General features: G+C 42.2%; 2 protein-coding genes. Both read left to right on the forward strand.

What is annotated here, in order from left to right; genetic code table 11:
- The coding region (locus ACQR30_RS09500; protein ID WP_429734396.1) for a glycosyl hydrolase at positions 1-1,432 on the forward strand (1,432 nt) is incomplete at its 5' end.
- Between the two features lie 231 nt (positions 1,433-1,663).
- Positions 1,664-3,300, forward strand: a 1,637-nt coding sequence (locus ACQR30_RS09505) for a family 78 glycoside hydrolase catalytic domain (protein WP_429734398.1), incomplete at its 3' end; no start/stop codon positions are given.

Consider the following 3,300-nt stretch of genomic DNA (forward strand, 5'->3'; position numbering starts at 1 on the left):
GCAAGGAGTAAACCATACGCTGTTGCATGTTTATATTGAACAGCCTTATGACAGTATGCCTGGAATGAACGCATGGTTCGGCACGGAATTTAATCGTCAGAATACATGGTTCGGACAATCGAAAGTTTGGATTAGTTACATCCGCCGATGTAACTATATGCTTCAAAGAGGCAAGCCGGTGGGAGATGTATGTTATTATATCGGAGAAGATGCACCAAAAATGACTGGGATACAAGATCCAAAACTTCCTCAAGGATATTCTTTTGATTGGATTAATGCAGAAGTAATTGAAAAGTATCTTTCCGTAAAAGAGGGTAAATTGGTATTGCCTGATGGCGTGTCTTATCGCTTAATGGTTTTACCGCCTGAAAAAACGATGCGGCCTGCGGTATTAAAAAAGTTGCGGGATTTAGTCTCACAGGGGGCCGTTATACTCGGAATGCCGCCCACTCATTCTCCTAGTTTAGAGAATTATCCCGTCGCAGACAATATAGTAAAAAAGTTAGCTGCTGAACTTTGGCAGCATTGTAATGGCAAGGAAGTTAAATCAGTAAAATATGGAAAAGGAATGGTCCTTTGCGGTATGGATATGCAAACAGCACTAGATACGCTCGGCGTTATTCCAGATGTCAAGGTTCCCCAAAAATCACCTATCCTTTATATTCACAGAAAAATGGCGGATGCAGACATCTATTTCTTAACAAACCAGAGTGATAGTATTATCCAAGTTTATCCCGAATTTCGTGTGACAGGCAAAGAACCGGAATTATGGGATGCAGTAACCGGTAACATTCGTTCCCTGCCAGATTTTCAACAAGAAAATGGAAAGACAATTGTACCGTTAAAGTTCCAGCCGGCACAGAGTTGGTTTGTCGTATTCAGAAAAAGTACGCACGCATCCGGTTTGAAGAGCAAAGGAAATAATTTCCCAGATTATAAAGTATTAAAACAAATCGGTGGGCCATGGACTGTAACTTTTAGTCATAAAATGCGCGGACCTGCACAACCGGTAATTTTTGACACGCTACAAGACTGGGCTAAAACCAATAATGATAGCATTCTTTATTATTCTGGTACGGCAGTTTATCACAAGACTTTTACAATATCTCAACTGCCAAAGGGGCAGCAATTTTTTCTGAATCTGGGGAATGTAAAAGTTTTAGCCCAGGTCAAACTAAACGGAAAAGAGATAGGCGGCATTTGGACTGATCCATGGCAGATTAATATTACCGGTGCATTGAATAAAGGTGCAAATAAGTTAGAAATTAGTGTAGTAAACCTCTGGGTGAATCGGTTAATCGGTGATAGCCGATTACCTAAAAATGAACGCGGGACCTGGTCTGCTGTTGAACCCTATAATCCAAATAGCACCTTACAACATTCAGGATTGTTAGGCCCCGTTACCATTCAATCTGTAAAATATGTAAAATGAGAAAAAAGCTATCTTTCTTGCTGCAACAATTTGTTGAAAGACTTATACATTATTTGAAAACAATAGCTGCCATAAAGAAACTCAAACGCATCAAATTGGCTCCGTAAATAGTATTATTTTTTGTAAATAAACAAATGCATGCCTATCTAAAAAATATTGCCTGATAAAAAAGAATTCGTTGACGGATAAAGCATGCAAGCTAAGATTGTTAAATCCATAAATTCTACATAAATGATGAACGCTATTTCGCAAGATAAAATCTCAGAAAAAACTCCTGAATGGGAAAGCAACTACTATAAAAAATGGGGATCCATCCTGTTTTTGGCCGCTCTAGTCTTAATGGGTACCCGGTCCTTCGCACAAGCAAAGCTACAATTGGGACAACTGTGGGTAGAAAATAAAGCAAATCCGTTGGGAGTTGACCAAGTGCACCCCGACCTTACATGGTCAACGCTCTCTGACGGCTTCCAGGTGCAGCAGACAGCTTTTGAAATTAGGGTCGCTACCAGCGAAGCAGCATTGAAAAAAGGTAAGCACCTAGCTTGGGAATCTGGCAAAGTAAATTCTAATCAGTCTGTGCATGTACCTTATAACGGTCAAGCACTGATTTGCGCTCAGAAATATTATTGGCAAGTCAGGGTCTGGGACAATCAAGGACATGTTTCCGATTGGAGTAAAGCAGGATTTTGGCAGACCGGGCTTCTGAAAAAATCGGATTGGAAGGCCAAATGGATTGAACCCGGTTATAATGGAGACGCAGTGTTCAGACCCAGTCCGATGTTACGCAAGGCTTTTGTGGCGCGCAAAAAGATTGCATCTGCCACCGCATTCATTACAGCACATGGCTTATACGAAGCATTTATTAATGGCAAAAAAATAGGCGATGCCTATTTAACACCAGGTTGGACCAGTTATCATAACCGCCTACAATATCAGGCTTATGATGTAACAGATTTAATCAAAGGTGGTAACAATGCCATCGGTGTATTACTTGGCAGCGGTTGGTATCGCAGCCCACTCGCTTGGGGCGATAATATCAATCACTATGGTAAAACCTTGGGACTTTTGCTCCAGCTTGACATTACCTACACAGATGGCTCCCACGGCTATGTTCTCTCCGACGATAGCTGGAGATCTTCTACCGGAGAGATCGTATATTCTGAGATCTATAATGGGGAAACTATTGACGCGCGGCTGAAGAAAAACGGATGGACAACGCCTGCTTATAATGACGCAGATTGGTCCGGTGTGAATGTAAAAGACTATGGATTTGACAATCTCATCGCTACCCAAAATCAACTGGTTACAAAACATGAAGTTTTTCATCCAATCAGGGTCATTACTACGCCTAAAGGTGAGAAGGTGTTGGATTTTGGTCAGAACCTGGTAGGCTGGATCGATGCGACGCTCAGCGGGAAAGCAGGAGATACAATAACCATCTCTCATGCAGAAGTATTAGATAAGGCAGGTAATTTTTACACGGCCAATCTTAGAGCTGCTAAGGCGCAGGATCATTATATATTAAACGGTAATGACAAGGAAGTCTTTGAACCACATTTTACCTGGCACGGATTCCGCTATATCAAAGTAGAGGGATTGTCGGGTGCGTTAAATCCGGCCGATTTTACCGCTGTTACGCTTTATTCTGATATGCCACAGACCGGTCATTTTAGCTCTTCAGATACAATGCTGAACAAATTGCAGCACAACATTGAGTGGGGTCTTCGGGGCAATTTTCTGGATGTGCCGACGGACTGCCCTCAACGAGATGAAAGACTTGGCTGGTCGGGGGTTGGACTGGTTTTTTGGAGATGTGGTTCATGTTTGTGTGTGTTGAAGAGGTTGGGTGTTCGTGGGTTGTGGGGGGG

Origin of the sequence: Arachidicoccus sp., from assembly GCF_050436765.1 — a bacterium.
Taxonomy (GTDB): Bacteria; Bacteroidota; Bacteroidia; order Chitinophagales; family Chitinophagaceae; genus Arachidicoccus.